25 protein-coding genes and 1 tRNA gene are annotated in these 24,835 nt (G+C 67.1%); 11 read left to right on the forward strand and 15 right to left on the reverse strand.

The annotated features are described in order from the left end of the window. Window positions 1–17: 17 nt before the first annotated feature. Both panB and panC read right to left on the reverse strand, forming a co-directional pair. Window positions 18–836, reverse strand: a complete 819-nt coding sequence (panB, locus tag I0K15_RS17525) for a 3-methyl-2-oxobutanoate hydroxymethyltransferase (protein WP_196102769.1) — start codon at window positions 834–836, stop codon at window positions 18–20. After that, complete coding sequence (panC, locus tag I0K15_RS17530) at window positions 833–1,648, reverse strand: pantoate--beta-alanine ligase (protein WP_230374172.1); 816 nt, start codon at window positions 1,646–1,648, stop codon at window positions 833–835. Before panC ends, panB begins: the two co-directional genes overlap by 4 nt. A gap of 260 nt (window positions 1,649–1,908) precedes the next feature. Here panC and rplM point away from each other — a divergent pair, with 260 nt between their 5' ends. After that, window positions 1,909–2,373: a 50S ribosomal protein L13 gene (gene rplM / locus I0K15_RS17535; protein ID WP_196102771.1), complete on the forward strand. Its 465-nt coding sequence runs from the start codon at window positions 1,909–1,911 to the stop codon at window positions 2,371–2,373. 2 nt (window positions 2,374–2,375) lie between these two features. Continuing rightward, window positions 2,376–2,897 (forward strand): 30S ribosomal protein S9, encoded by a 522-nt coding sequence (gene rpsI / locus I0K15_RS17540; RefSeq protein ID WP_196102772.1) that lies wholly within the window; start codon window positions 2,376–2,378, stop codon window positions 2,895–2,897. A 63-nt stretch (window positions 2,898–2,960) separates the two neighbouring features. Here rpsI and I0K15_RS17545 read toward each other — a convergent pair whose 3' ends face one another. From I0K15_RS17545 to I0K15_RS17555, 3 genes are all read right to left on the reverse strand, one after another. Beyond that, window positions 2,961–3,491, reverse strand: a complete 531-nt coding sequence (locus I0K15_RS17545; RefSeq protein ID WP_196102773.1) for an RICIN domain-containing protein — start codon at window positions 3,489–3,491, stop codon at window positions 2,961–2,963. 299 nt (window positions 3,492–3,790) lie between these two features. Then, window positions 3,791–5,707 (reverse strand): acyltransferase family protein, encoded by a 1,917-nt coding sequence (locus I0K15_RS17550; RefSeq protein WP_196102774.1) that lies wholly within the window; start codon window positions 5,705–5,707, stop codon window positions 3,791–3,793. A gap of 173 nt (window positions 5,708–5,880) precedes the next feature. After that, a complete protein-coding gene (locus I0K15_RS17555; RefSeq protein WP_196102775.1) occupies window positions 5,881–7,800 on the reverse strand; it encodes an acyltransferase family protein in 1,920 nt (639 codons plus the stop codon). A gap of 201 nt (window positions 7,801–8,001) precedes the next feature. Between I0K15_RS17555 and I0K15_RS17560 the strand changes: the two genes are divergently transcribed. From I0K15_RS17560 to I0K15_RS17585, 6 genes are all read left to right on the forward strand, one after another. Continuing rightward, window positions 8,002–8,877, forward strand: a complete 876-nt coding sequence (locus I0K15_RS17560; protein WP_422393989.1) for a lysophospholipid acyltransferase family protein — start codon at window positions 8,002–8,004, stop codon at window positions 8,875–8,877. A 405-nt stretch (window positions 8,878–9,282) separates the two neighbouring features. After that, window positions 9,283–10,308 carry an N-acetyl-gamma-glutamyl-phosphate reductase gene (gene argC / locus I0K15_RS17565; RefSeq protein ID WP_196102776.1) on the forward strand — a complete coding sequence of 342 codons (1,026 nt, stop codon included), beginning with the start codon at window positions 9,283–9,285 and terminating at the stop codon, window positions 10,306–10,308. Window positions 10,309–10,318: 10 nt separating this feature from the next. Next, window positions 10,319–10,753: a cytochrome c maturation protein CcmE gene (gene ccmE / locus I0K15_RS17570; RefSeq protein WP_230374173.1), complete on the forward strand. Its 435-nt coding sequence runs from the start codon at window positions 10,319–10,321 to the stop codon at window positions 10,751–10,753. Window positions 10,754–10,884: 131 nt separating this feature from the next. Continuing rightward, window positions 10,885–11,499 (forward strand): holin-associated N-acetylmuramidase, encoded by a 615-nt coding sequence (locus I0K15_RS17575; protein ID WP_196102777.1) that lies wholly within the window; start codon window positions 10,885–10,887, stop codon window positions 11,497–11,499. Next, complete coding sequence (locus I0K15_RS17580; RefSeq protein ID WP_196102778.1) at window positions 11,490–12,005, forward strand: holin family protein; 516 nt, start codon at window positions 11,490–11,492, stop codon at window positions 12,003–12,005. Before I0K15_RS17575 ends, I0K15_RS17580 begins: the two co-directional genes overlap by 10 nt. 108 nt (window positions 12,006–12,113) lie before the next feature. Then, the gene (locus I0K15_RS17585) at window positions 12,114–12,980 is read left to right on the forward strand and encodes a PhzF family phenazine biosynthesis protein (RefSeq protein ID WP_196102779.1); all 867 of its coding nucleotides are present in this window, start codon (window positions 12,114–12,116) and stop codon (window positions 12,978–12,980) included. Here I0K15_RS17585 and I0K15_RS17590 read toward each other — a convergent pair. Next, on the reverse strand, window positions 12,960–14,852 hold the full coding sequence (locus tag I0K15_RS17590; protein WP_196102780.1) for a glycosyltransferase family 2 protein: 1,893 nt from the start codon (window positions 14,850–14,852) through the stop codon (window positions 12,960–12,962). The two genes, I0K15_RS17585 and I0K15_RS17590, sit on opposite strands and share 21 nt — an antisense overlap. A gap of 81 nt (window positions 14,853–14,933) precedes the next feature. Beyond that, window positions 14,934–16,088 carry a glutamine-hydrolyzing carbamoyl-phosphate synthase small subunit gene (carA, locus tag I0K15_RS17595; protein WP_196102781.1) on the reverse strand — a complete coding sequence of 385 codons (1,155 nt, stop codon included), beginning with the start codon at window positions 16,086–16,088 and terminating at the stop codon, window positions 14,934–14,936. Window positions 16,089–16,282: 194 nt separating this feature from the next. On the opposite strand from carA, the gene I0K15_RS17600 reads away from it, so the two are divergent. Continuing rightward, the gene (locus I0K15_RS17600) at window positions 16,283–16,738 is read left to right on the forward strand and encodes a GatB/YqeY domain-containing protein (protein ID WP_196102782.1); all 456 of its coding nucleotides are present in this window, start codon (window positions 16,283–16,285) and stop codon (window positions 16,736–16,738) included. 252 nt (window positions 16,739–16,990) lie between these two features. On the opposite strand, the gene I0K15_RS17605 is transcribed toward I0K15_RS17600, so the two are convergent. From I0K15_RS17605 to ctaD, 5 genes are all read right to left on the reverse strand, one after another. Continuing rightward, window positions 16,991–18,139, reverse strand: coding sequence for an MFS transporter (locus I0K15_RS17605; protein WP_196102783.1), 1,149 nt, complete (start codon window positions 18,137–18,139; stop codon window positions 16,991–16,993). Beyond that, entirely contained in the window at window positions 18,123–18,380 is a 258-nt protein-coding gene (locus I0K15_RS17610; protein ID WP_196102784.1) for a hypothetical protein, read from the reverse strand. Before I0K15_RS17610 ends, I0K15_RS17605 begins: the two co-directional genes overlap by 17 nt. A 121-nt stretch (window positions 18,381–18,501) precedes the next feature. Further along, window positions 18,502–18,978, reverse strand: a complete 477-nt coding sequence (locus I0K15_RS17615; protein ID WP_196102785.1) for a DUF2244 domain-containing protein — start codon at window positions 18,976–18,978, stop codon at window positions 18,502–18,504. Then, on the reverse strand, window positions 18,971–19,441 hold the full coding sequence (locus tag I0K15_RS17620) for a hypothetical protein (RefSeq protein ID WP_196102786.1): 471 nt from the start codon (window positions 19,439–19,441) through the stop codon (window positions 18,971–18,973). The genes I0K15_RS17615 and I0K15_RS17620 overlap by 8 nt, the downstream gene beginning before the upstream one ends. A gap of 69 nt (window positions 19,442–19,510) precedes the next feature. Then, on the reverse strand, window positions 19,511–21,169 hold the full coding sequence (ctaD, locus tag I0K15_RS17625) for a cytochrome c oxidase subunit I (protein WP_196102787.1): 1,659 nt from the start codon (window positions 21,167–21,169) through the stop codon (window positions 19,511–19,513). A 424-nt stretch (window positions 21,170–21,593) separates the two neighbouring features. On the opposite strand from ctaD, the gene I0K15_RS17630 reads away from it, so the two are divergent. Then, the gene (locus I0K15_RS17630; protein ID WP_196102788.1) at window positions 21,594–21,860 is read left to right on the forward strand and encodes a hypothetical protein; all 267 of its coding nucleotides are present in this window, start codon (window positions 21,594–21,596) and stop codon (window positions 21,858–21,860) included. Between the two features lie 81 nt (window positions 21,861–21,941). Here the strand turns inward: I0K15_RS17630 and lipB are convergent, their stop codons facing one another. Further along, on the reverse strand, window positions 21,942–22,628 hold the full coding sequence (gene lipB, locus I0K15_RS17635) for a lipoyl(octanoyl) transferase LipB (protein ID WP_230374174.1): 687 nt from the start codon (window positions 22,626–22,628) through the stop codon (window positions 21,942–21,944). Between the two features lie 102 nt (window positions 22,629–22,730). Between lipB and I0K15_RS17640 the strand changes: the two genes are divergently transcribed. Then, window positions 22,731–22,817: transfer RNA gene (locus tag I0K15_RS17640), tRNA-Leu, on the forward strand. Between the two features lie 191 nt (window positions 22,818–23,008). Here the strand turns inward: I0K15_RS17640 and I0K15_RS17645 are convergent. Both I0K15_RS17645 and I0K15_RS17650 read right to left on the reverse strand, forming a co-directional pair. Then, window positions 23,009–23,725, reverse strand: a complete 717-nt coding sequence (locus I0K15_RS17645) for a DUF1868 domain-containing protein (RefSeq protein ID WP_196102790.1) — start codon at window positions 23,723–23,725, stop codon at window positions 23,009–23,011. After that, on the reverse strand, window positions 23,722–24,834 hold the full coding sequence (locus I0K15_RS17650; protein WP_196102791.1) for an ABC transporter ATP-binding protein: 1,113 nt from the start codon (window positions 24,832–24,834) through the stop codon (window positions 23,722–23,724). The genes I0K15_RS17645 and I0K15_RS17650 overlap by 4 nt, the downstream gene beginning before the upstream one ends. Window position 24,835 lies beyond the last annotated feature (1 nt).

Below are 24,835 nucleotides of genomic sequence, written 5' to 3' on the forward strand. Positions count from 1 at the left end.
ATCACGTAGTGCAGCCCTCAGTCCTTGGGTGCGTAGGTCTCGGCTTCCCCCGGGAAGGTCCGGTTCCGCACCGCCTGCGCATAGGCGGTAATTGCGACATCAATATCGCCGCGCAACGCACCGAATTCGCGCACGAATTTCGGGGTCCACTCGTGCAGGCCCAGCATGTCCTCCAGCACCAGGATCTGGCCGTCGCAGACCGGGGAGGCGCCGATGCCGATGGTGGGGATCTCCACCGCTTCGGTGATGCGGCGGGCCAGCGGTTCGACCATGCCCTCCAGCACGACGGAGAAGGCACCGGCCTGGGCCACGGCCTGCGCGTCCGCCACATGGCGGTCCCAGTCGGCGCGGTCGCGGCCTTGGGTCTTGAACCCGCCCATCGTGTGGGTCGCCTGCGGGGTCAGGCCGATATGGGCCATCACCGGGATGCCGCTGCGGGTGAGCTTCGCGATGGTCTCGGCCATGTGCACGCCGCCCTCGAGCTTCACCGCGCCGCAACCGGTCTCCGCCATCACGCGGGCGGCGGTGCGGAAGGCGGCCTCTGGGCTTTCCTCATAGGTGCCGAAGGGCAGGTCCACGATGACGAGCGCTCGCTTCGCGCCCCGGACGGCAGAGGCGCCGTGCATCAGCATCATCTCCAGCGGCACGCCGACGGTGGAGGGCAGGCCGTGGAGCACCATGCCGAGCGAGTCGCCCACGAGGATGATGTCCGCATGGGGATCGACCCAGGAGGCCGCCTGCGCGTGATATGCGGTCAGCGCGACCAGTGGCTCGGCCCCCTTCCGGACTCGGATCGCGGGGACGGTAACGGGCTTCGCGTCGGAATGCACACTCATGAGATCACCCTCTGGTCGATGAGAAGCACGGTGCCGAAGCGGACGGCGAGCAGGGCGACGACGGGGGCGTCCGGCACGCCCGCGACCTCCGTCAGCGTCCGCGCGTCGCGTATGTCCACCGCTTCCACCTGCTGACCATCAAGCACGTCGCGGATGATCCGGGCGAGCTCGGCGACCGGGCGGAGACCCGCCGCCTCCGCCGTATCCAGAGCGCGGTTCAGCACGGGGGCTTCCGCCCGATGCTCCGGCGTCAGGCGCACGTTGCGGGAGGACATGGCGAGGCCGTCCGCCTCCCGCACCGTCGGCATCCCCCGGATCTCCAGCCCCATGTCGAGATCGGCGACCATGGCGCGGATCAGCGTGAGTTGCTGGTAGTCCTTCTCACCGAAGTAAGCCCGATCCGGGCGGACAAGGTTGAAGAGCTTGGTCACGACCGTCGCCACCCCGCCGAAATGACCGGGGCGCAGCTCTCCCGTCAGGATGCGACCCAGACGCCCTGGATCGACGGTGACGTCGCCACCGGAATAGATCTCCTCCGGACCGGGGGTGAAGACGAGGTCCACGCCCTCCGCCTCCAGCATCGCGAGGTCGCGGGGCAGGTCGCGCGGGTAGCTCGCGAGATCCTCGTTCGGGCCGAACTGCGTCGGGTTCACGAAGATCGAGACGGCGAATCGGTCACACTCCGCCTTCGCCGCGCGCACGAGGCTCATGTGACCCTCGTGCAGGAAGCCCATGGTGGGCACGAACCCGACGCTGCCCGCCAGATCGGCGCGCGCCGCGCGCAGCGCCGCCTTGGTCTCGCAGATGATCACCGGCTCCTCCCCCGTGCGGTTCCGCAACATTGTTGCGCGGGGCCTAGCGTCTCGCCGGGGGCGTGTCCACAGCGGACGCGGCGGAAAACCTCCTCAGAGATGGGGTATTAAGATACCTAATTTCCAAGTCATTGTTTTTGATTAGATCTTCCGCGCGCTTTGCAATTGACCGCACCGTGCAAATCGCTAGAACCACGCCATCCTCCCGCGCGGGCTCTCCGTGCAGGGGCCAACGATACCGAGAACACGGATTGCGAGAGATGAAAACCTACTCTGCCAAACCGGCCGATATCGAGAAGAAGTGGATCCTGATCGACGCCGAGGGCGTGGTTCTGGGCCGTCTCGCCTCGATCATCGCCATGCGCCTGCGCGGCAAGCACAAGGCGACCTTCACCCCGCACATGGACATGGGCGACAACGTCATCGTCATCAATGCGGACAAGGTCCAGCTCACGGGCAACAAGCGCACCGACAAGACCTACTACTGGCACACCGGTCACCCGGGCGGCATCAAGTCGCGCACGGCCGAGCAGCTGCTCGAAGGCAAGTTCCCCGAGCGCGTCGTGACCAAGGCCGTGCAGCGCATGCTGCCGGGCGGCCCGCTGTCGCGCCAGCAGATGACCAACCTGCGCGTCTATGCCGGCGGTGAGCACCCGCACGAGGCGCAGAACCCCGAAGTGCTGGACGTGAAGTCCATGAATGCCAAGAACACCCGGAGCGCATGACGATGGCTGACGAAATCAAATCGCTCGACGGCCTGAAAGAGGCGGTCGCCGCCGAGACCACCGCGCTGGGCGTGGACGGCGACGAGCAGGAGATGCTGACCGAGACCGCGGCACCGCGTGAGCCGGTCCGTGACGAGCTGGGCCGCTCCTACGCGACGGGCAAGCGGAAGGACGCGATCGCCCGCGTATGGGTGAAGCCGGGCAACGGCACCGTCACCGTGAACGGCAAGCCGATGAACGAGTACTTCGCGCGCCCCGTGCTGCAGATGCTGCTCGCCCAGCCGTTCTCCATCGCCGGGGTCGAGGGTGAGTTCGACGTGATGGCAACCGTGAAGGGCGGCGGCCTCTCCGGTCAGGCGGGTGCGGTGCGCCACGGCGTCTCGAAGGCGCTGAGCCTCTACGAGCCCTCCCTGCGCCCGGCGCTGAAGGCCGCGGGCTTCCTGACCCGCGACAGCCGCGTCGTGGAGCGGAAGAAGTACGGCAAGCGCAAGGCCCGCCGGAGCTTCCAGTTCTCCAAGCGCTGATCCGTCGGACGCCTTGCAATGCGAAACGCGCCCGGTCCCGCCGGGCGCGTTTTTCGTTTGGACTCAGTCCCAGGCGGAGCGGGCGATGGGGACGGTGTCGCAGGGCTCCATCGTCAGCGTGCGCCAGCGGTCGTTGGGGCTGAAGGTCCGGGCGGAGTCAGGTCCAGCGGCTAGGCACAGGTCGCTGCCGCGCAGGCGCAGCCGGTTCTCCGCCGTCCGGTCGAAGAGCTGCAAGCGGTCGGCGGGCAGGAAGCTCTCCTGCGCGCCACAGGGCCGCAGCACGACGGGCGAGCCGGGCAGGGGTGCCGTGACCCCGAACGCGGTCACGCAGGCGTCGAAGGCGGGCATGAAGAGCCGACCCTCCCGCTCCTCCGCGATCCGGTCGCTGCTGCCGCGCTCGGGCAGGCAGTTGTGGACGACGAGAGGCAGGTCGGCACGGGCCGTGTCGCCGACGCCGACCACGTCGATGCAGTAGCCCTCACCGGGATAGTCGAGCGGGTCGGCGAGCCGGATCTGCGGCGGCGTCTGAGCGAGGGCGGTGGTCGCGGCGATGCTGAGGAGTGCTGCGATTAGAATGGATTGTCGTTTTTGCATCCGCCGGTCCCCCGATAACCACCATCTCTGGTGAAATCGTTGAGCCGCTGCCCGCCATCAACATTCATTCTCTCACGAATAGGTCAGATCGCGGATCTCCAATCGCTTGCAAGAAGCGCCAACGCGCCCGGAATCAAGCCGAAGGCGCCGGGCGAGCGCCCGTCCGTCCCGGCGGGCTGGCGCTTTGCTACGACACGCTTCGATCAAAGCTAGCAACGACTTGACCGGGATAAAGTGCATCGTTCGACGGTTGGGAGCGCCACCCCACGGGCAGGCGCTCGCCCGGCCTGCCGCCCCGATCACAGGTCCAAGTATGGCAGGATCTCCCGCGCCACCAGTTCCGCGCCGTGGATCGACAGGTGGTCGTCGTCAAAGTAGTAGGCGACGCCATCGCGCCCCGCGACGCAGTTGCCTTCGGCGCAGAACAGGCCCATCGGATCGACCACGGACACGCCCGCGGGCAGCTCGTCGCGGCGGGCGCGTTCGTAGCGGCTGCGGGCCTCCCACCACGCTTCGGACACGCCGACGAGGTTGCCGTAGCCATCGGTGAAGTCGCGGTAGACGAGCTCCGTGACCGGAGCCGGCAGCTCCGGCGACTGGGCGACGAGGATGACCTCCTTGGTCTGCGCAAGCTCAGCGAGAATGCCGTGGAGCGCGTCCATCGTGGCGTCGCGATCGTCCTCGCTGAACGAGGCGGGCTGGGCGGGCCAGACCTGCTCATGCCCGCCGAAGAGCTTCGAGTTCAGCCGGTAGCCCACGACCACATGCGTCACCGTCTCGTCTGCCAGCAGCGCGTCGAGCGCCTCGCGCGTCCAGCGGGCGCAGAGCGAAGAATAGGGCGGCGCCTCGTATTTCGGGGGGCAGGCGCTCTGGCTGAGCTGGATCACGCCCTCGCCGTCGCGCTCCAGCAGGCGGGCGAGCGCGTAGCTGAGCTCGACCACATGGCTGTCGCCGAACACCGCGACGCGGGCATCCTCGGCGAAGAAGACGCAAGGCTGCTCCGGATCGATCTGATTGCCGCCGGTGGAGTGGCAGTCGGCGCGCTGCGGGCTGGGCCGCGCGCTTTGCAGGTAGGCCGCGTGGCGGGCGCTGAGACCGTGGCTCTCCGGCGTGCCGGGGCGCAGGAAGAGCGTGAGGCCGACCGCCAGCACCACGCCGCTGATCGCAGCCGTCGCACCAAAGACGGCGGAGCGGGCGGGCAGCCAGCGCGCCTCCTTCCGGCGGAACGGCTGCTCGACGAAGCGCCAGGAAATCGCGGCGAGCACCAGCGACAGGGCTGCGAGGGTGAGCATCAGAGGCAGGCTCGGCGGCTCCAGCAAGCGGATCCGGGCGAAGGCGAAGAGCGGCTGGTGCCACAGGTACGCGCTGTAGCTGATGAGCCCGATCGCCACCATCGGCCGCACCGACAGCAGCCGTGCGGTCCACGTGCCGGTGGCGGCGAACAGGATCACCAGCGCCGTGCCGCCCACCGGGATCAGGCCCCAGAGGCTCGGCATCGGCGTCGTCTTGTCGAACATCAGGATCGCACCGGCGATCATCAGGAGGCCGATGCCCGCCAGCACCTCACTGCGCGACTGGCCGAAGCGGCGTTGTGCAAGTGCACAAAGCGAGCCCGCCAGCAGCTCCCACGCGCGGAAGGGCAGCAGGTAGAAGTTTGCTTCGTCCGCCACGCGCCAGCCAACCTCGCTGGCCGCGAGGCTCAGCAGAAACAGCGCCACCAGCACGCCGACCACCACCCGTGGACCGAAGCGCCAGATCGCGAGCATCAGGAGCGGGAAGAAGATGTAGAACTGCTCCTCCACCGCCAGCGTCCAGGTGTGCAGGAGTGGCAGCTCCTCCGCCGCCGGGCCGAAATAGTCCAGCTGCAGGAAGAAGAGGATGTTGGATGCAAAGAGCATCACGGCCACGAGGCTCGCGCCGTAATCCTCCAACTGGGACGGCATCATCCACGCCCAGGCGAAGGGCAGGGTGGCCACCAGCACCACCGTGAGCGCCGGCAGGATCCGCCGCGCCCGCCGCTCGTAGAACCGGGCTATGGAGAAGCGGCCCTGCGCCACCTCCTCGGCGATGATGGCGGTGATCAGGTAGCCCGAGATCACGAAGAAGATGTCGACGCCCAGAAAGCCCCCCGACAGGAAATGGACGTCCGCGTGGTACAGGATGACCGGCAGGACCGCGACAGCGCGCAGCCCGTCGATCTCGCGACGGTAGTTCATGCCCCCTCCAACGCTCGAACGCGGCCCCCCGGCCGCTCACGTTACGCTGCAGTGCGACATAGCACGGGCAGGCGAGCCCGGACATCTGGACACAGGCAAAGGTTGAGCTAACGGGTCACTAAAATCGCGAGCACGTCGAAAAGGCGGAGCGTTTCGGCGATGCTCCGCCGAAATCAGTTCATGACATGCGGCAGAATGGCGCGCGCAACCTGCCGGGCGCCGTGAATCGACAGGTGGTCGTCGTCGAAGTAGTAGGAGACACCGTTCCGACCCGCGAAACACCGATCCGAAGAGCAGAAGATCTCCGTCGGATCGATCAGGGTGAAGTTGTCCGGCAGGTCCGTCCGATGCGTCCGGTCGAAGCGGGTGCGGTCGTCCCACCAGGCGCGCGTGACGCCCAGGATCTCCCCGTTGCGGTCGAGATAGTCGCGATAGACCAGCTCCTCGATCGGAGCGGGCAGCTCGGGCACCTGGGCGAGCATCACGACCTCCTTGGTGTGGGAGAGCGTGAGGATCAGCTCGTGTAGCGAGCGGATGATGGAGTTGCGATGCGCCTCATCATGCTCGGAGGGCAGCGCAGGCCAGACCTCTTCATGGCTACCGGAAAGATAGAGATTCAGCCGGTAGCCGAGAACGACATGGGTGATCTCCTCATCCGCGATGATGAGGTCCACCACGTCCTTCACCCAGTTCACGCAGCTCATGCTCATGCCACCCTCGTTGGAGAAGGGCGGACCGCAGGCAGAGCGGCTGAACTGGCGCACGCCGGTGCCGAAGGGCCGCAGCTCCTCGGCCAGCGCGAAAGCGAGTTCGGTGGAGTGGCTATCGCCCAACACGGCGACCCGCACGTCATCCTCGAAGAAGGTGCAGCTCTCGGTGGCGGCGGCATCCTCGTGCCGGGTGAGGTAGCAGGCCTCGTGCATCGGGCTGCGCTCGGTGCTGGCGAGATACGCCTGCTGCATCGGCGTGAGGTTCATCCAGCGGGGGTTGTAAGCGACGTGCGTCGCGACCACGCCGACAGCAACCACGAAAATGCTGGCCGCGGCCGTCGCCGTGAAGACGTCGGCACGGTTGGCAAAGAGCGGCATCCGCTTGCGGCGGAACGGCTGCTCGATGAACTGCCAGGACAGCCACGCGACGAAGAGCGTGAGCAGCGTCAGCATCACCATAGTCGAGCCATCCGGTGCGCCCAGCATCCGGATCCGCGCGAAGGCGAAGATCGGCTGGTGCCAGAGATAGGCGCTGTAGCTGATGAGCCCGATCGCGACGAAGGGTTTGAGCGACAGGATGCGCGCGGCCCAGGTCTTCTCGGAGGCGAAGAGGATGATGAGCGCGGTGCCCGTCACCGGCAGGATGCCCAGAAGGCTCTGCATCGGCGTGTGCGGACCCAGCAGCACGAAGGAGGCGACGACCAGCGCGAGACCGAGGGCCGCCAGCCATTCGTGCCGGCCCTGACCGTACTTCCGCTGGACGAGCGCACAGGCCGACCCTGCCAGCAGCTCCCAGCCCCGGAAGGGCAGGAGGTAGAAGTCGGCTTCGGGCAGCGTCCGCCACCCGATCTCGCTGATAAAGAACCCGGCGAACAGGAGCACGATCACGGTCTTGGTGAGCTGTGGCCGGGCGTGGCGCCACAACAGCAACAGCAGGATCGGGAAGAAGATGTAGAACTGCTCCTCCACCGCGAGGCTCCAGGTGTGGAGCAGCGGCTGCTCCTCGGCCGCGGGCGTGAAGTAGTCGGTCTTGAAGAAGAACAGCACATTCGACAGGAAGAGCGGCACGGCGATCAGGCTGTGCCCGTACTCCTCAAGCTGTGGCGGGATCATCCATGCGTAGGCAAACGGCACCGTCACCGCGAGCATCACGGCGAGGGCAGGAAGGATCCGCCGGGCGCGCCGTTCGTAGAACTTGGCAAGGGAGAAGCGCCCCTTGTCTATATCCTCCATCAGGATCGCGGTGATCAGGTAGCCGGAGATGACGAAGAAGATATCGACCCCGAGAAAGCCGCCCGGCAGCAGCGGAAATTCGGCATGGAAAACGATGACGGGGAGCACTGCGAATGCGCGCAGCCCGTCAATCTCCGTACGGTGCAACATGGACCGGCCTGTAAAATCTCGTATCAAAAAACGCCAGCGAGGGGTGATCCGCTGGCGGAAGATTCGCTCGGTAAGTAAAACACAACTTAAACTTGTGATGTCGCGTGTTCTGGCATCGGCGCCGGGATCATGCCAAGGATGTGGCTGATGGGCCGCGCTTTTTTCCGAAATGACCTTACGTAACGGCTTGAGATCAGACTGATGCAGCTTCGCCACGTCGCCCGCGAGATATCCTACGCCAACTCCGCCCGCACCCGCGGCGGGCGCGCCATGATCCGCGCGCTGGAGAACCTGACGGGCCGTCCGGGGCTGATCCGGCGCGCCAAGGGCTACGAGCACGAGGTGGCGCAGGGCCGCGACTTCTGGTCCGTGATGGTGGAGCGCTACGGGCTCGGCCTCGACGTGATCGGCGGCTCGCTCGACAACATCCCGCGGGAGGGGCCGCTCGTCGTCATCTCCAACCACCCGTTCGGGATCCTCGACGGGCTGATCATGGGCCACATCCTGCAGGAAACGCGGCAGGATTTTCGTATCATCGCCCACCAGGTCTTCCAGAAGGCGCAGGATCTCAACCGCATCATCCTGCCGATCAGCTTCGACGAGACGAAGGAGGCGCAGCGGCTGAACCTCGAAACCCGCAAGACGGCGCTGGACTATCTGCGGGAGGGCGGCTGCATCGGGATTTTCCCCGGAGGTACGGTGTCGACGGCGGCGCGGCCGCGGGGCATCCCGCTCGACCCGCGCTGGCGGACCTTCACGGCGAAGATGATCGCGAAGTCGGCCGCGGCGGTGGTGCCCGTGTATTTCCACGGGGCGAATTCGCGGCGCTTCCAGGTGGCCTCGCACCTGCACTACACGCTGCGGATGGCGCTCCTGATCTCCGAGTTCAAGGCGCGGGTCGGCGGGGCGGTTCCGGTCGTGATCGGCGAGCCGCTCGACCGGGCGGAGATCGACGCGCGCTCCGGCAATCCGCGGGAGCTGATGGACTGGCTGCGCGCCCAGACCTACGCGCTGTCGCCCACCCCGATCCCCAATCTCGGCTTCGGCTATGAGTTCGAGGAGAAGAACGCGCGCTGACGCCTCGTCCGCGTAGGCTTCCGGTACACCGTCCCGGCCGCAGCGCCGGGACCGCCCAGAGCGTGGCGCAATTCATCCAAAGGCCCCGGATCAAGTCCGGGGTGGTACCAAGTAGAAGCACCCTTCCGCCGGGCGGCACCGCCGGGCCGCGCCGGCCCGGGGGCTCCGCCCGTGATCGGGCGAAACCGTCCACCGGACGATTTCCGGGAAGCCCAATCACCCTCCCCCAGGAGGGCGCGTTGGTGATGCCGGACATCGAAGCAGCCATATGAATGCTTGAAAGTGCGAGCATATCAATCCCGTCCCGCGAGCGCCCTCCAGGTCGGGCGCGGCCCTCAGCGCTCAGCCACGATTGATCCTCCGGTCGTGGTCCATTAGTTAGCGCCTACTTATGGAGAGACCGAGATGACCAAGACCGTCGCGATCATCGGGGCCAGCGGCTATACCGGCGCCGAACTGATCCGCCTCATCGCCACCCATCCCGACCTGGAAATCGGCGCGCTCTGCGCCGACCGAAAGGCCGGGATGCGTCTGGCCGAGGTCTTTCCGCATCTGCGCCATCTCGACCTGCCGGAGCTCACCAAGGTCGATACCGTCGACTGGTCCGGCATCGACCTCGCCTTCGCAGCCCTGCCGCACGGCACGTCGCAGCAGATCGTGGCGGCCATCCCCGAGCGCGTGAAGGTCATCGACCTTTCCGCTGGCTTCCGGCTGTCGGACACCGCGGTCTACGAGCGCTGGTACGGCGACGCCCACCGCGCGCCGGAGCTGCAGAAGACCGCTGTCTACGGCCTCAGCGAGTTCTACCGGGACGACATCCGCGCGGCCCGCCTCGTCGCGGGCACCGGCTGCAACGCCGCGACCGGCATGTTCGCGCTTCTGCCGCTCCTGCAGGCGGGCGTGATCGATCCCGACGAGATCATCATCGACATGGTCTGCGGCGTCTCCGGTGCGGGCCGTGCGGCCAAGGAAGCGATGCTGCACTCCGAGGTCAGCGAGGGCACCCATGCCTACGGCCTGCCGCAGCACCGCCACACCTCGGAGTTCGACGAGCAGTTCGGCAAGGCCGCCGGGCGCCCCGTCGAGGTCACCTTCACCCCGCACCTGATGCCCGCCAATCGCGGCATCCTCGCCACCTGCCATGTGCGCGGCGACGCGGACGAGATTCATGCGACGCTTGCCGAACGCTACGGCCCCGAACCCTTCTGCGAGGTGCTGCCGATGGGCGAGGCGCCGGCGACGCGGCATGTGCGCGGCTCCAACTTCGTGCATGTCGGCGTCGTCGGTGATCGGCGGTCGGGGCGGGTGCGGGTCTTTGCCGCTCTCGATAATCTGACCAAGGGGTCTTCCGGTCAGGCGGTCCAGAACGCAAATCTGATGCTGGGACTGGATGAGACCGCGGGCCTGATGCTCGCGCCGCTGTTCCCGTAAGGAGAGACCGATGCCCATGAGCCCCCGCAAACGCCGCCGCGTGCAACTCGTCGCCCTGGGCGCCGTCCTGCTGGCCGCGGCCTCGGGCCTCATCATCGTGGGCATCGGGCAAGGCGGGCAGTTCTTCCGCCTGCCCTCCGAAATCGTGGAGAACCCGCCTGCTGAAGGTCAGACCATCCGCCTCGGCGGTCTGGTCAAGGAGGGAACTTGGGAGCGGGGCGACGTTCACTTCTTTACCGTCACCGATACGGAGGCCGACATCCGCGTCACCTTCACCGGCATCGTGCCCGACCTCTTTGCCGAGGGGGAGGATACCATCGTGACGGGCCGGATGGACGGCGAGCTCTTCCGGGCGGACGAGGTCCTCGCCAAGCACGACGAGGAGTACCGGCCGAAGGAACTCACCGACGCGTTCGAGGAGCGGGGCATCGAGCTCACCAACTGAGACACGATCTTTCGGACGAAAGATCGTTCAAAATCTTCGTCCGAAGATTTTCCACCGCGCCGTTAACCGCGTTTCAAACAGTTTCCAGCATCCTTTCACCTTTCCTTAAAGCATTCTCGGAAGGGCGTTTGATGGACAGGATTGACGAGATGATCGCGGGTATTCTCGCCCGTGAGGGCGGCTTCGTGGACGATCCCGACGATCCCGGCGGGGCCACGAACCACGGCGTTACCATCCACACGATGCGGCGGCTGGGCCTCGATCTGGATGGCGACGGCGACGTGGATGCGGCGGACGTGCGCATCCTGCCGGTGGAGCACGCCGCCGCGATCTTCCGCCGCGACTATTTCGAGGCGCCCGAGATCGGGCGTCTGCCTGCGCCGGTGCAGGCCGCGGTCTTCGACATGTACGTGAATGCGGGCAGCCGGGCCGTGCGGCTCCTGCAAAGCCTGCTCGCGAAGTTCGGCGAGCCGGTCACCATCGACGGCGCCATCGGTCCGCTTACGGCGGCCGCCGCGCACCGGGCTGCGGCGGAGATCGGGGGCGACCGGCTCAACGATGCCTACGGCGTCGAGCGGCGCAACTGGTACTACGCGCTCGCCGACCGCCGCCCGACCAGCCGCAAATACGCGCGGCGGCGCGATGGCGGCAAGGGCGGCTGGATCGTCCGGGCCGAGGAGTTCATCCACCCCCGCTGGCATCTCACCGACGCCCAGCACCGCGCACGGGTGTCGGCATGGGCGTGAGCGGCACCATCATCGGCACCGCCGCCCGCGGCGTGGGCGAGGCGATCACCGGCGTGGCCGAGGTCTTTACCGAGAACCGCACCGCCCGCGCCGCGCAGGAGCATCAGGAGCATCTGGCCGCCCTCGCCCAGCACGGGGCGGAGTTCGGCCACAACCGCACCTGGTTCGATGCGGCGATCGACGGGCTCAACCGGCTGCCGCGCCTGGCCATGGCGCTCGGCACCATGGGGCTTTTCGTCTACGCGATGCAGGATCCATTGGGCTTCGCTGCGCGGATGCAGGGCCTCGCATTGGTGCCTGACCCGCTCTGGTGGCTGATGGGGGCTGTGGTGAGCTTCTATTTCGGCGCGCGCGAGCTGCACCACATCCGCATGCGCCGCCTCACGTCCGACACCCAGTCCGTCGCCCGGGTCGCGGCCACCGTCGAGGCGCTGGAGGACGCGCGCCGCCCCGCTCCGCCCACCGACGAGAACCCTGTCGTGGCCGAGTGGCGCGCCGGGCGCTGAACGCTTGCGGCCCCGCCCGACCCGGCGGGACCGCTTTGTTCCGGGCACAATACTTCCTTTGACCCGCGCCATCCGCCTCTCCTTTCCTGTCCGCGAAAGGAGAGGCGGATGGCGAGCTACGATTGCGACTGGGTGGATGCCTTCACCGACCGGGCCTTCGGCGGCAACGGCTGCGTTGTGGTGCACGGGGCGGGCGACATGGCGCTGGAGGACCGCCTCGCCCTCGTTCGCGAGACGAGCCTCAGCGAATGCGCCTATCTCGTCCCCAGCGACACCGCCGACTTCGGCGCGCGCTACTATCTGCCGACGCGGGAGATCCCGCTGGCAGGCCATCCGACCGTTGCCACTGTCGCCTCGCTGATGCATCGGGGGAAGGTGGCCGCGGGCGACCGCTTCACGCTGGAGGTCGGGGCCGGCGTCCTGCCGATCCACATCCATGCGGACGGCTGGATCGAGATGACGCAGCCCGCGCCCACCTTCGGCCCGACCTTCGCACCGGAGCGGATCGCCGCGATCTACGGCCTCGCGGCGGAGGAGGTCGTGGGCGCGCCGCAAGTCGTCTCCACCGGCACGCCGTTCTGTGTGACGTTGCTCCGCTCCCTCGACGCGGTGCGCCGCGCGCAGCTCGATCGGGAGGCACTCGCCGCGTGGCAGGCCGACAGCGGGCAGGGGCAAATGGAGCCTTATCTCGTCTGCCTTGAAGGCGTTGACGGCGGCGACACCTTCGCCCGGCTCCTGATGCTCCCGCCCGAACAGGACGAGGATCCGTTCACCGGGTCGGCGACGGGGTGCGCAGCGTCCTGGCTCTGGCATCACGGTCACCTCGCCACGCCCGACTACGTTGCCGAGCAGGGCCATGGGCTGGGCCGCCCGGGCCGGGCGCGCGTCTCCGTCCTCGGGCCGCGCGAGGCGATCGAGGGCGTGCGTGTGGCGGGGCAGGCCCATGTGCTGATGTCAGGAGTGCTCCACATCTGAGGTGTCGGCGAGCCCATGCTCGGTCTTGTGCCAGTGGAAGGGCGCGGTGAAGAGCTCGAACACCGCCAGCCACGCCGCCATCGCGCCGAGAGGCCAGTAGAAGGGCAGGGTGAAGACCCAAGGCCAGAGCCAGCGCGACCGCCGCGCCCTCAGCGCCACGCCCACCGCCGTCAGCATCACCGCTTGGCCGAGCGGCAAGCTGACCACGAGTATGAGCCACAGCGGCTTCGGCACCGCCTCCATCGCCGGAACGGTCAGCCCGGCCACTGTCGCAATGGTCATCGCCCAGAAGAGCGGTAGGGCGAGATAGGCGACGATCGCCCCCAGTAGGATCGCGTGGAAGCCCAGGAAACCGCGCGGTCCCAGATCGCCCCACAGGGCACCGGGTCGGCGCATATGTGTGGCCCATGTGATGCAGTAGCCCTTCAACCAGCGCGACCGCTGCCGCAGCCAGTTCGGCAGGCTCGGGTTGGCTTCCTCGTAGGTGGTCGAGGCGATCATCTCGCAGCGATAGCCGAAGCGGGCGAGGCGCATGCCGAGCTCCGCATCCTCGGTGACGTTATGCGCGTCCCAGCCGCCGACCCGCTCCAGTGCCGCGCGGCGGAAGAAGACTGAGGTGCCGCCCAGGGGTAGCGGCAGGCGCAGCGCCTCCACCCCGCGCAACAGCACCCGGAACCACGTCGCGTATTCCAGCGTGAAGCAGCGCGTCAGCCAATTCTGGTTAGGGTTGTAGAAGTCGAGGCGGGCCTGCACGCAGGCGACGTCCTCGGGTGCTTCGCGCAGATGGCCGACGACGCGCAGGATCTGGTCAGGCTCCGGCCGGTCCTCCGCATCGTAGATCCCGATGATCTCACCACGGCAGAAGGGCAGGGCGTAGTTCATCGCCCGCGGCTTGGTGCGCAGGGTGCCGTGCGGGACGGTGAGGACCCGCAGGTTGGGCGGCAGGTCGAGAGCCGCCAGCGTCTCCCGCGTCTCCACATCCTGCTCCTCCGCCAGCGCAATCAGGTCGAGGCGGACAGCGGGGTAGTCGAGGGCGTTCAGCGCGTCGATCAGCCGTTTCAGGACCGGCCCCTCGCGCAGCAGCGGCAGCAGGACCGTGACCGTCGGCGGGTCGCGCAGCTTGCCGGGCGGGTCAGGGTCCTCGGCCGGCAAGGGCCTGCGCGCGACGGCGATCAGCGCGACGCAGCGGATCATCAGGGTCAGCGTGTTGCCGAGCGCGATCACGATCAGCGCCAGGGTCAGCGATACCCCGGGCCACAGCAAGAAGGCGGAGATCAGCGAAAAGCCCGTTCCGAGCCCGAGCCACACATGCCGGCCGCCACCCCAGTTCCGGCAGCTATAGCGCGGCGGGCAGAGCGTCATCGCCCGGCTTTCGAGGAGCGGGTCGAAGTGGGCGGTGAGCTGAGCCTCGATCATCGAGCGTGGGGCAAGTGAGATGGCGGGCTTCACCCCATCGGGATGGTTGAGCTGCAGGACCTCCTCCGTCCGCTCCGGATCGCTGAGGGCGAAGATGCGCACGCCGCCAAGGCCCACCCACGGCATGAAGCCGATCCGCAGCATGTCGTAGACGCTGTAATCCTTGAGCAGTTCCGCGTCGGGCGGGCTCGCATCCAGATCGACGCGCCCGACGCCCCAGATCTGGGACAGAAGCTCGATCCGCTGCGCTTCGTCTATCAGGCCCTCGGCCAACAATGTGTTGTGCAGGCTCTCGCCCGCGCGCCGCGCGATCAGGCGGGTATGCAGCACCGCGCCGGGCTGCGCATAGCCGAGCTCGACCGCGAGCTCACCGATATCGGTGCGCGGTGGAGAGGGGGCAAGACTCTCGTTCGGCCCAACGAACGGCGTCGCCTGTTCCTGGAATCCCTGGTTCATATCGTCCCCACGATTGGGGGGACGATGGCCCTAGGAGAGTAAACAAAACGTTAACCACGACAAAAGGTTAACGCGTGGAGTTCAGGCCGTGGTTTCTTCCTTCATCGACGCCGCGAAGCGCTCGAAGAGGTAGAAGCTGTCCTGCGGTCCGGGCGACGCCTCCGGGTGGTGCTGGACGGAGAAGATCGGCCGACCCTCGACCCGCAGACCACAATTCGTGCCGTCGAACAGGGACACATGCGTCTCCACTACGCCCGCGGGCAGCGTGCCGCCGTCCACCGCGAAGCCATGGTTCATCGAGGTGATCTCGACCTTGCCGGTCTCGATCTCCTTTACCGGGTGGTTCACGCCGTGGTGGCCGTGGTTCATCTTCACCGTCTGCCCGCCGAGCGCGAGGGCGAGCATCTGGTGGCCGAGGCAGATGCCGAAGATCGGAAGCTCGGTCTTGTCCATCAGCTCCCGGATCATCGGCACGGCATACGCGCCGGTCGCCGCTGGATCGCCCGGGCCGTTGGAGAGGAACACCCCGTCGGGGCTTTGCGCCATCACGTCCTCGTAGGTCGCGGTCGCGGGCAGAACCGTCACCTCGCACCCGGCGGAGACCAGCGAGCGCAGGATGTTGCGCTTCGCCCCGTAGTCGATGGCGACGACCTTCGGCCCGCCGACCTGTCCGGCGGGAAAGCCCGTGCCCCACTCCCAGCGGCCATCCTCCCAGCGGTAGCTCTGCAGCGTGCTCACACCCTTGGCGAGGTCCGCGCCCTCCAGCCCCTCGAAGCCGCGGGCGGCCGCGACGAGCTTCTCGAGGTCGAACTGCCCGTCCGCCCGATGCTCCAGCGCGACATGCGGCATGCCCATGGTCCGGATCGCCCGGGTCAGCCGCCGTGTGTCGATGCCGCCGATCCCGATCCGCCCGGTCCGCCGCAGCCAGTCGGGCAGGGTGCCCACGGCGCGCCAGTTCGACGGCTCCGTCGGGTCCCACTTCACCACCATGCCCTTGGCGTAAGGCTGGCTCGCCTCCTCATCCTCGGGCGTCACGCCGGTATTGCCGATATGCGGGAAGGTGAAGGTCACGATCTGCCCGTCATAGGACGGATCGGTCATCACCTCCTGGTAGCCGGTCATGGCGGTGTTGAAGCAAAGCTCCGCCGTCACCAGCCCCTCCGCCCCGAAGCCTCGGCCATGGAAGACGGTTCCGTCGGCGAGGACCAGGGCGGCGGTGGGGGCGGTGTCGGCCATGGGGGACAACCTCTGACATGTGTGAAATCTGGCGGAAGCTACGGTGCTGCGCCCGTTGCGTCAAGCGAAAGCGGTTTTGAAAAATATGTAATTATATCATATGGTTGAGCGATCCGGCGAGCGTTGCACGTCCCAGGCAGGCCCGGTATAGTCGCCCGGTCCGCGAGAGGTCGGACGGCACAGACGGGGTTGCCATGCTGCGTGAGCGTATTTCTGCGGCGATGAAGGAGGCGATGAAGGCGAAGGACAGCGGCCGGCTGTCGACGCTGCGCCTCGTGAATGCCGCGATCAAGGACCGCGACATCGCGGCCCGCAGCGACGAGGCGAGCGACGGTGTCTCGGACACGGAGATCCTCGCCATCCTCTCCAAGATGATCAAGCAGCGCGAGGACAGCGCGACCGCCTACGAGGAGGCCGGCCGGCTGGAACTGGCCGAGCAGGAGCGCGGCGAGATCGCGGTGATCGAGGATTTCCTGCCCCGTCAGCTCGACGATGCGGAGACGGAAGCAGCGATCAAGGCGGCCATGCAGAAGGTCGGCGCCAATTCCATCCGCGACATGGGCAAGGTGATGGCGGAGCTGAAGGCCACGCATCCCGGCCAGATGGATTTCGGCAAGGTCGGCGCGGACGTGAAGGCTCGGCTGGGCTGACCTTTAGGTTGGCCGGAACCGCCCCGGACCTGATCCGGGGCCGTGTGCCATCGTTTAGCACGCTCCTTCAGAAAGCGCTGCCGAACACGCCTAATCCCGAGCGGTCCCGGCGCTTCGGCCGGGACAGTTGTTCAGAGTACGAACCACCCCGGACTTGATCCGGGGTCTCTCAGTAGCGCGGTCCTCGTCGTCAGTAGACGGTGCGCCCTGGGCCTAAAGGTCCCGGCGCTGCGGCCGGGACGCGACGGCCCCTCACACCAGTCGGCGGCCCAGCAGGAACATCGCGACACCCCCCAGCGCGATCAGGCCGAAGCTGGTGCCGAGCCCCAGCGCCGCGCCGCTGAAGCCCATCAGGACCGGCCCCACCAGGATACCGCCATAGCCCGTGAGGGCGACCGCTGCGACCGCCTCGCCGGAGCCGCCGCGCGCCTTCTTGCCCGCCTGCGAGAAGCCCAGCGGCGCCATCGGCCCGAGCCCCAACGCCAGCGGGACCATCGCGACCGCAGCCCAGATCGGCGTCGGGGCGAAGGCCATGCCGAGTGCTCCCACCGTCGCCAGCCCCGCCGCGATCCGTGCCGTCGTCACAGGCCCCAGCCGGTCCATCACCGCATCGCCCGCGAGCCGCACCGCGACCATGGTGAGCGCGAAGGCGGTGAGGACCCGTGCGCCCTCCGCCGTCGTGCCGCCCAGCCCCTCGCGCACATGCACGGCCGCCCAGTCCATCACCGCGCCCTCGGCGAGGAAGGCGATGGCGACAAGGGCTGCCACCGGTACCAGCGGGCCGCGGGGAATGGCGAAGAGCGCCGCGCGCGGGCCGCCTGCGCCCTGCGCACCGGGCGCCACGATCAGCGCAACGGCCACCGCAAGCACTCCGACCCCGACCACGGCGATCATGCCCAGATGCGGCGCGGGGGCGAGCCGGTCGGCCACCACGCCGGCCACCGCGGCCGCCAAGGCGAAGCCGATCGACCACGTCCCGTGCAGCAGCGACATGCGGGAGCGCGCGGCGCGCTTCTCCACCTCCGTCGCGTAGGCGTTCATCGACAGGTCCATTGAGCCCGCCACCGCGCCGAAGACGAAGAGTGTCGCCGCCAGCGTCCAGGCCGATGGCGCCAGCGCCAGCATCGGCAGCGGCGGGATCGCGAGCCCGGCGAGCACCAGCGTCACCCGTCCTGCGCCGAACCGGTCCGCCGCCCGCGCGGCAAGGCCGAAGCTCGACACCGCGCCGCAGGCCGCCGCCAGCAGCACCAGCCCTAGCGTCGCCTCGTCGAGCCCGAGTGAGAACTTGATGTCCGGGATCCGCGCCGCCCAGCTTCCGTAGAGCGCCCCGTTCAGCCCGAAGAGCAGCAGCGCCGCGCGCAGGCCCGTCGGCCGGGCGCCCGCCTCAGTCCGCGCCGCCACGGGAGGTCACCGCCCTGTCGAAAAGGCTGTTGAACCGCAGCCAGCCGAGCCACGCGCCCAGCGGCAGGCCGAAGCCGAGGATGGCGAGGTAAAGCGGGTTCATGCTGGCGAAGTCCGGCCCCAGATCGATCGCGCCGAAATAGGCGGCGATGCCGAGGCCGAAGAGCAGCGCTCCGGCCAGACCGCCGACGACAAGGCCTATGGCCACGAAAACGCGGGTCGCTTTCAGCATGGCAAGCATGGCTTCTGCCTTTCAACGAGGATGCGCGGTGTCGGATGCAGGTAAGCGCTCGGATCGCGCCATATCCGAGTCAGTGCCACAGCGCTTCGTCCGGCGCAATCGGCGCTTGCAGTCGGAGCGGTCAGTACGCCCGCACCAGCGCCCGCTCGAGATCCTCCTTCAGCGCCACCCGCTCTTCGGGGCTGAGGAAGGCGCCGAGCTCGATCTCCCTACCTGCGCCCTTCAGCGTCAGGTAGTTCTCGATCTTTGCATCCTCGCGCAGTTGCACGCGGACCCAGTGCGGGTTTGCCTGCCAGTCGCGGGTAGTGCCGTCGGCCTCGATCCGCTCGACGGTGATGAGATCGGGCCAGATCCGCAGCTCTTCGCGCAGCCGCCGCTTGCGCTGGTTGTAGCGGACCATCCATCGGAACAGCAGGAACGCACCGCCGACGAAGGGGAGGAGGCCCCAGAAGACCGGTGTGCCGATGAAGGGCACGACCGGCAGCGCGAGGCCGAGACCGATCACCCAGGACATCACCTCGAACCCTTCGGCAGTCAGTGACTGGTGCGGCCAGAGGGTGAGCGAGAGGATCGGCTCGGACTGGCGGGTCTCAACCATGCGCATCCCTCCGGGCGAAACGAGTGAAGGCCGCAAGGCTGAGGCAGATGAGCGGCACGGCGATGACGACCACGTTCACGGCGCCGAAGATGCGGGCGGCCTCCTCGATCAGCGCTGGATCGACGAGGTTCTCCGTCCCGCCACGGCCCGCGACAAGGGCCGCGTGGTATTCCAGCGGCAGGTTGCTCAGGATCCAGGCGACACCGAAGGCCGCGAGCAGGCCGCCGCCGATCGCGTTCGCGAGGGCAGGGCGCAGCGCCAGTCCCTTCCGTGGCCAGAAGAGGGCGGCGATCGCCGCGGCCAGCGCCATCTGCACCTGGCCGTCGAGCTTGGAGGTCGCGCCGATCAGCGCCGTCTCGCTCAGCGGCGGCACCCGGTCCGCCACGAACAGGCCATTCGCGACCAGTGCCGCGTTCAGCAGCACCAGCACCGTCACGATCTGCCAGAGAAGCTTGATGCGCATCTGAGCCGTTCCTGTCGCAAAAAGGGCCGGGGATCGCTCCCCGGCCCTGATGATAGCATCCGGGACGCGTTAGTGCTTGTCGCCTCGGATCAGGCTCTCGTCCCACATCTCGCGGGTCGGGAGCTGCTCGAACGTGTGCTCGGGCGGCGGGTTGGGCAGTGTCCACTCCAGCGTCGGATCCGTGCCCTCTCCCCAGTACTTCGGCTCCTTCACGGCGCGCTTCACCCAGAAGGCATGCGCGATGACGCCGAGGAAGAAGAGGAACGAGGCGAAGGAGATGAACGCGCCGATCGAGCTGACATAGTTCCAGAGCGCGAACTGCTCCGGGTAGTCGATGTAGCGGCGCGGCATGCCCTGACGGCCCAGGAAGTGCTGCGGGAAGAAGGTGATGTTCGACCCGATGAACATCATCCAGAAATGGATCTTGCCGCCGATCTCGCTGTAGGCGTAGCCCGTCATCTTCGAGAACCAGTAGTAGATCCCGGCGAAGATGGCGAAGACCGCACCCAGCGACATCACGTAGTGGAAGTGCGCCACGACGTAGTAGGTGTCGTGATAGGCCCGGTCGATGGCCGCCTGGCTCAGCACGATGCCGGTCACGCCGCCCACGGTAAACAGGAAGATGAAGCCGATCGCCCAGAGCATGGGCGTCGTGAACTGCACCGACCCGCCCCACATCGTCGCGATCCAGGAGAAGATCTTAACGCCGGTAGGCACCGCGATGACCATCGTGGCCATCATGAAGTAGGCCTGCTGCGAGGTCGACATGCCGACTGTGTACATGTGGTGCGCCCACACGACGAAGCCGAGCGCGCCGATCGCGATCATCGCCCAGACCATTGGCATGTAGCCGAAGATCGGCTTCTTGGAGAAGGTCGCGACCACGTGGGAGATGATGCCGAAGCCCGGCAGGATCACGATGTACACTTCCGGATGGCCGAAGAACCACAGCAGGTGCTGGTAGAGAACCGGGTCGCCGCCATACTCGGCCTGGAAGAACGCCGTGCCGAAGTTGCGGTCGGTCAGCAGCATGGTGATCGCGCCGGCCAGAACCGGCAGTGCCAGCAGGATCAGCACGGCCGTGACCATGATCGACCAGGCGAAGAGCGGTACCTTGAAGAGCGTCATGCCCGGTGCCCGCATGTTCAGGAAGGTCGTGATGATATTGATCGCCCCCAGGATCGACGAGGCGCCGGAGACGTGCACCGCGAAGATCGCAAGGTCAGTCGAGTAACCCGCTTCGGAGGTCGACAGCGGCGCATAGAGCACCCAGCCGATCCCCGATCCGAGCTGTCCGTTGCCGCCCGGCGAGAATACCGACGCTAGCGCGAGCGCGGAGCCCGCGACGAACAGCCAGTAGGACAGGTTGTTGAGACGCGGGAACGCCATGTCCGGCGCGCCGATCATGAGCGGCATGAAGTAGTTACCGAACCCGCCGAAGAGCGCAGGGATCACCACGAAGAACATCATAAGGATGCCGTGGGCGGTGATCATCACGTTCCAGATGTGCCCGTTGGGCGAGCCATCCTCCATCGTCATGTACTGGACGCCCGGCTCCATGAGCTCCAGGCGCATGTACACGGTGAACGCGACGGAAATGAAGCCCAGAAGGCCCGCCGTGATCAGGTAGAGGATGCCGATATCCTTGTGGTTCGTGGACATGAACCAGCGGGTGAAGAACCCCCGCTCGTCATGTGCGTCATCGGCATGGGTGGCCGCATCTGCCATGATTTACGTCTCCTGCATCTTGCGGAAGGCAGCATAGCATCACGACTCGCGCGCAGGCGTGCATACCTTCGTCGACCGTGTGCTACTCGGGTTCTCGCGGGGGCTCAACCATTTCCGAGCATTTCCAGGTGCGACTGATGCTCGCGTTGCGGCGCCGATCCGCATCACCGGTTGTGACGCAGTTGTCACCCCGTCCTTCACGGCTTCTTGAGCACGGTTCGAAAAAAAGACCCACCCCAGTCTTGCCGAAACGAGAGACTGAAACATGTTTGCGGCGTCGCGCTGATGACAGTCCCGAAAGATAAATTTTCTGTTGCAGGAAGTTTATTTGAAACCCAACGTGGGACATGTGAGTTGTCACGGTACGACGGGGATGCCGGGATCGCGCTGATTTCGGGCTGTCGTGAAAACAGGAGAAACTAAAATGAAGCGTTCGCTTATCGCTCTCACCGCCGCTGCAACCTTCGCCTCCACCGGCGTGTTCGCCGAGGCACACACTCAGTCGGCAATGGGCGTGGGCCTGACCATGTTCGAGGCTCTCGTGCAGTCCGAACTGGACAACATCGGCGTCGAAGCCGACGTGACCACCCTGACCCTCGGTCAGCTGGCTCTGATCCGCAACGTGCTCGAGGGCGACGGCTCGACCACGGACAAGCAGGAAGAAGTCGAAGCAATCGTGAACCAGCAGTAAGCGTTCCGTCGACCGTCTTTTCGGTCGAATGCTTTTACGGCGCGGCGCCCCAGGGCCCGCGCCGTTTTCGTTTGGGTCATCCTAACGGACTGAGAGCGCGGTCTCTCGCTTGGGTGTGGTCGCATCGAAGACCTCCGCGAAGCTCTCCTTCAACGCCAGATCCACGTCCTCCATCGTCACCGGCAGGCCCAGATCGACCAGCGAGGTCACCCCGTGCCCTCGGATGCCGCAGGGCACGATCCCGTCGAAATGGCTCAGGTCCGGCTCCACGTTGATGGAAATGCCGTGAAAGCTCACCCAGCGCCGCAGCCGCAACCCGATCGCCGCGATCTTGTCCTCCCGTGGGGTCCCATCGGGCAGGGGCGGTTTGTCCGGCCGCGCCACCCAGACGCCGACGCGCCCCGCGCGCCTCTCGCCCCGCAAGTTGAAGGCGGCGAGCGTGCGGATCACCCATTCCTCCAGCTGCCAGACGAAGGCGCGCACGTCGCGGCCTCGCTGCCCGACATCGAGCATCGCGTAGGCCACCCGTTGTCCAGGCCCGTGATAGGTGTACTCGCCCCCGCGCCGCGCCTCGTAGACCGGGAAGCGGTCGGGCCAGAGCAGATCCTCGGGCTTGGCACTGGTCCCCGCGGTGAAGAGCGGCGGATGCTCCAGCAGCCACACCGCCTCCTCCCCGTCACCGGCTGCAATACGGGCCACCTGCGCCTCCATCTCGGCCAGCGCGTCGGGGTAGGGGACGGGGCGGTCGGACCGTGTCCAGACGACCATCGGGAGGCTCCGCGAAAGAAAATGGGTGCGCATGACATATTCCGTCACTTCCCCCCTTCACAAGGTCTGGGCGCGTTGCTATACGCCCGCCCACACCACGATGCGGTCGTGGCGGAATTGGTAGACGCGCAGCGTTGAGGTCGCTGTGGGGTAAAACCCGTGGAAGTTCGAGTCTTCTCGACCGCACCACCTTTCTAGGTGGAATAGATCAGCCGAGTTACCAGTTCGGCATACTGTATGACAGCAGTGCAAGCCTCGGCGATTTCTGTTTTGCTGCTTAACCGAATGCTACATGTTTGTGAGTTGTTGTTTCGGCTATGAGCAGACGACGCGCGCCATAGCTCGGTAGCTGTTAAGTCGCTTGGCGACTCAATAGGCTTTCACGACATAAGTTGGCGAACTGGGGCGAAGCGGTGCATGTCGTCGAAGGTGCAGAACTCCACCGGGCCGAGCGTGATCTGCTCCGGCAGCTCCTCCGCCGCGCGGCGGGAGGTGTCGAGCACGGTTTCGGCGTCTTCCGGACTGAGCCAGCGCAGCAGGTAGCCGAGCGTGATGTGGAAGTCGTAGCTGTCGTGGTCGGGCGCACGCAGGCCGATGGCGTCCGAGAGGGTGTCGCGGGTGCGGCGCAGCCTATCCTCCTGCTCCGCGTCGGCACCGCTGACGGAGACCGAGAAGCCGCCGAAGATACCGAGCGGGCGGATCTGGAACGCCGTTGGCAGTGTCAGGGACGCTACCCGCGGTTCGATGTCGGTCGTCACGTCGTCGATCGCGGCGTCCGTGGCGAGATGCCCGGGCCAGCGCTCCAGGTCGCGTTCCGTCGCGATGACGCCCTGAAAGACCGTCATGTGAAAGCTCGCGGGCGGCAGGAAGGTGAAAGCGTCGGCGAGCGGTCCCGCCTTCAGGATGTCCTGCGCCCGAGCCAGGGCGGCATGTGCGTCGGAAGCCGGATCGACGTGGCAGAGGAAGGTGTTGCCGGGCGCGGGCAGCACCGCGCCATCTGCCGAGAACTTGCGCCCGACCGCCGCCGGGCGAGGCCCGCCGGTTAGCCGGCCAGTCAGGTAGTCGCGCGCATAGGCGGGGTCGAGGCGGTCGCTCACTGCGCGACCTCCAGCGCCGGCTGATCCACGCTGCTGTCACCGAGCCGCGCACCGCTCTCCGCGTCGAAGACGTGGACGAGGCCGTCCGCGACGCTCACTCCGACGATCTCGCCCTCCTTGAACCGGCGCTTCTCGGAGGACAGGACGGTGAGCGTCAGATCTTCGACGGCGAGGTGGTAGAGGCGGCCGGAGCCGAGCTCCTCCGCGAATTCGAAGCGGGCTTTCAGCGTGGCCACCTCGGGCGCCGTGAGGCTCAGCGTCTCGGGCCGCAGCCCGATCTGCACCATCCGGCCCCCATGGCGTTGCGCGATCGCCTGCGGGATGCGGATGCGGGCGCCGTCCGGCAGGGTCACGACGGTGGCCCCGGTCGGGATCTCGCCCGGCAGGATGTTCATCGCGGGCGAGCCGATGAAACCCGCGACGTAGAGGCTCGCAGGCCGGTCGTAGATCTCCTCCGGCGTGCCGACCTGCTCGATCGTGCCCTTGTTCATGATGACCATGCGATCGGCGAGGGTCATGCCCTCGTGCTGGTCGTGGGTCACGAAGACCGAGGTGGCGCCGATCCGGTTGTGAATGCGCCGGATCTCGTGACGCATCTGCACACGCAGCTTCGCGTCGAGGTTCGAGAGCGGCTCGTCGAAGAGAAAGACCTCGGGCTCGCGGATGATGGCGCGGGCCATAGCCACACGCTGCCGCTGCCCGCCCGAAAGCTGGCCGGGTTTGCGGTCGAGAAACTCCTCGAGACCGACCGAGCGGGCCACCTCGCGCACCCGCTCCAGCCGCTCGGCCTTGCGCATGCCGCCGACCTTAAGCGCGTAGCCGATGTTCCCCTCCACCGTCATGTGCGGATAGAGCGCGTAGTTCTGGAAGACCATGGCGCAGCCCCGCTCCCGCGGTTCCAGCTCGTTGACGACCGTGTCGCCGATGGCGATCTCGCCGCTCGTGATCGCCTCCAGCCCCGCGATCATGCGCAGGAGCGTGGACTTGCCGCAGCCCGAGGGGCCGAGGATCACCACGAACTCGCCGTTGTGGATGTCGAGGGAGACGCCGTGCACGACCTCCTCCTTGCCATAGGACTTGCGCACGTCGCGGATCGAGATGTCGGACATG

This window comes from Pontivivens ytuae, assembly GCF_015679265.1.
Classification (GTDB): Bacteria; Pseudomonadota; Alphaproteobacteria; order Rhodobacterales; family Rhodobacteraceae; genus Pontivivens; species Pontivivens ytuae.